This is a genomic window from Sutterella sp. (genome assembly GCF_052272535.1).
GTDB lineage: Bacteria > Pseudomonadota > Gammaproteobacteria > Burkholderiales > Burkholderiaceae_F > Sutterella.
On sequence record NZ_DAVZJY010000231.1, the window covers coordinates 1 to 3,493 of the forward strand.

The following is a 3,493-nucleotide window of genomic DNA, read 5'->3' on the forward strand; positions in this document are numbered from 1 at the left end:
AGCGGCCGCAGCCGCCGCGGAGGCGGCCGTCGCCGCCCTCGGCCACCAGATCGGCACCGCTTCGACGCTCACGGCGCCCGTCTCGGGGATCGTGCGCACGCGGCTCGCCGAACCCGGCGACATGGCGGGACCCTCCCGCACCGTCTATCAGCTCTCGATCGTCTCGCCCAAGTGGGTGCGCGCCTGGGTGACGGAGCGGCAGTTGGGGCTCGTGAAGGAAGGAGCACCCGCCCGCATCTCCACCGACACGACGGAGCCCCTCACGGCGCGCGTGAGCTGGATCTCGAGCACCGCGGAATTCACGCCCAAGACCGTGCAGACGGCGGAGCTGCGCGCCGCGCTCGTCTACGAAGTGCGCCTCGAGCTCGCGGACCCTGAGAATCGTCTGCGCCTCGGGCAACCCGTCACCGTGGACTTCCTCCCCTGATGCCGAAGGGCTTCCAAGCCATGACGCCCCACGCCGCCCCTCCGATCTCGGTCGAAGGACTCCGCAGAAGCTTCCGGGGTCCGGACGGCCGGCCCTTCGACGCCGTTGCGGGCCTCACCTTCCGCATTGAGACCCCAGGCACGATCGTGAGCCTCATCGGCCCGGACGGTGCGGGAAAGACCACGCTCCTGAGGCTTCTCGCCGGAATCCTCACCCCCGACGCGGGCGAGGTGCGGCTCTTCGGCCGGCGGCCCGACACGAACGACCCGGAATTCGTCGCGACGCTCGGATTCATGCCGCAGCGCTTCGGGCTCTATGAGGAGCTCACCGTCTGGGAGAACTTCAAAATCTTCGGAGCGCTCCGAGGCGTCGAAGGCGCGGCCCTTGAAACGCGCTTTCGCGACCTGATGACGCTCTCCGGGCTCAAGGGGTTCGAGGGACGCGAGGCCGGAAAGCTCTCCGGTGGCATGAAGCAGAAGCTCGGGCTCTCGTGTTCGCTCCTCTCGGAGCCGAAGCTTCTGCTGCTCGACGAACCCACCGTTGGGGTGGATCCCCTCTCGCGGCGCGAGCTCTGGCGGATTCTCGAGGCGATGCGCACGCGCACCGGCATGACGGTTCTGGTTTCAACGGCCTATCTCGAGGAGGCCGCGCGCACCGACCGCACGATGCTCCTCTCCGAAGGGCGGCTTCTCGCCGAAGACGCGCCCGACGCGCTCGCGCAGACCACCGCCGGCCGCGGCTGGCGGGCCCGGGCCCTGAAGGACGCCGACGAAGCGCGACTCGCGCGCGCCCTGATGCACGACGTCCGCGCGGCGTCCGATTCGCCCGCCGCCGCGCCGTGGCTCGACGCCGTCCCTCACGGCGAGTACGTGGACCTCCTCACGGCGGCGGACCATACCCGGAGCGGGACGCCCCCGCGCCTCGCCACGGACGCCCCGGAAGCGCACCTGGAGCCCCGAGCGCCCACGCTCGAAGACGCCTACTGCGCCCTCACCTTTCCCGAGACGCGAGCAGTCCACGCAGCGCCGGCCGCGCCCGCACGGCGCACCGACCCGCCCGCACCGACCCGGACGGCCGGGAACCCTCTGAACGCTCAGGACATTCAGGACGCCGTCGTCGCCGAGGGGATTTCCCGACGCTTCGGCGCCTTCACGGCGGTCGCGGACACCTCCTTTCGCGTGCGCCGCGGCGAGATCTTCGGACTTCTCGGCCCCAACGGGGCGGGAAAGACCACCACCTTCCGCATGCTCTGCGGTCTTCTCGCCCCGTCGGGCGGGCGGATTTCGGTCGCGGGCGTGGATCTGAGAACCGCGCGGAGCGCCGCGCGCGCGAAGGTGGGCTACGTCGCGCAGAAGTTTTCCCTCTACGCGCAGCTCTCCGGAAGAGAAAACCTCGAATACTTCGGCGGCTGCTTCGGGGTGTCGGGGCGCGCCCTGCGCGAGCGCATCGACGAGCTCACGGCCGGCGGCGAGCTCGCGCGCCGGCTCGACGCCCGCGTGGGGGAACTCCCGCTCGGCGCGAAGCGTGAACTCGCGCTCGCCTGCGCGCTCATCCACCGCCCGGAGATCCTCTTTCTCGACGAGGCGACCTCAGGGGCGGACGTCTGCGCGCGCCGCGCCTTCTGGCGGCGGATCGTCGACCTCGCCCGTGCGGGAACGACGGTGGTCGTGACCACCCACTTTATGGAGGAGGCCGAGTACTGCGACCGCTTCCTCATCCAGGACGCGGGCCGGGTGCTCGCGCTCGGCACCCCGCTCGAAGTCCGCCGGCGCGCCGGGGCGGCGAGCGTTGAGGAGGCCTTCGCGCGGATCGTGACCGATGCGCGCCGACGCAACGCGGAGGGATTCGCCTCATGACCGCCGCACCCCCAAGCCTGAGGCGCTTTCTCGCGCTTCTCTTCAAGGAGTTCGCGCAGATGCGCGCCGACCCGGCCTCCCTCTTCATGGGGACGCTTCTCCCGGTGATCCTGATCCTGCTCTTCGGCTGGGGGCTCTCGATGGACCTCAACCGCGTGGGGGTCGCCGCGGCGCTCGGCGAAGACTCGCCCGCGGCGCAGGCCCTCATTGCGAAGCTCCGCGGCTCGCCCTACTTCGAGCTCACCACCGTGCGTTCGCGCGAAGAGGCCGAAGCGCTCCTCTCGGAGCGCCGCATCGACGCCGTGCTCGACATCCCGCCCGGGTTCGCCGAAGCCGCCGCCCGGAGCGACGCGCGTCTCGGCCTCACGATCCACGGCGTGGACGCGAGCGCCGCGTCGATCATCCGCACCTACGTGAAGGCCGCGACGGGACTGATGCTTGAAGGGGCGGCGCTGCGCGAAGACCTCCCGCAGACACTCGGGACGCCCTACGACGCAGCCGCCGCGGCCGCTCCGCCTTCGCCCGTCGCCGGCACGATCTCGATCGTTTCGCGCTCCTGGTTTAATGAGGCGAACGCCTCGTCCTGGTACCTCGTCCCCGGCCTCACGATCGTGGTCCTCACGCTCTCGGCGGGGTTCCTCGGATCCATCGTCATCGCGCGCGAGTGGGAGCGCGGCACGATGGAGTCGCTCTGCATCACGCCCGCCGCGCCGCTCGAGATCGTGCTCTCGAAGTTCCTCGCGAACTTCGCGCTCCTCTCGGTCCTGACGGCGGCCCTCGTCTTCGAGGTGCCGCTCCGGGGCTCCGGTCTTCTTCTCGCCGCGGTGCTTCTCTCCTACACGGCCTGGGCCGTCGCCTTCGGGCTCTTTCTCTCGGCGCTCCTCAAGAACCAGTTCGTCGCGATCCAGCTCGCCGTGATCGGCAGCTACCTCCCGTCGTTGATGCTCTCGGGCTATCTCTTCGACCTCCGCAGCGTCCCCGCCTTCATCTCGGTCGTGGGGAGACTGATGCCGCCCACCTATGCGATCGAGTCCGTGAAGATCCTCTGCCTCTCAGGCGGCCCTGAGCGGCTCGTGCTCTCGAACGCCGCGCTGCTCGCCGCCTGCGCCGCGAGCTTTGTGCTTCTCGCGCTCGCAGCGACGAAGAAGCGCCTTGAGTGACCAAAAGATAGGCCTCGCGCAAGCCCCGTCCTTCAGGGCGAGGTTAGCGA

At 70.2% G+C, this 3,493-nt stretch carries 3 protein-coding genes; all 3 read left to right on the forward strand.

What is annotated here, in order from left to right:
- A partial coding sequence (locus ACT6Y9_RS09550) for an efflux RND transporter periplasmic adaptor subunit (protein ID WP_443744351.1) occupies positions 1-427 on the forward strand: 427 nt, incomplete at its 5' end.
- Entirely contained in the window at positions 427-2,283 is a 1,857-nt protein-coding gene (locus ACT6Y9_RS09555) for an ATP-binding cassette domain-containing protein (protein WP_443744352.1), read from the forward strand. The genes ACT6Y9_RS09550 and ACT6Y9_RS09555, both read left to right, overlap by 1 nt.
- Complete coding sequence (locus ACT6Y9_RS09560) at positions 2,280-3,443, forward strand: ABC transporter permease (RefSeq protein ID WP_443744353.1); 1,164 nt, start codon at positions 2,280-2,282, stop codon at positions 3,441-3,443. The genes ACT6Y9_RS09555 and ACT6Y9_RS09560 overlap by 4 nt, the downstream gene beginning before the upstream one ends.
- The last annotated feature ends 50 nt before the right edge of the window (positions 3,444-3,493 follow it).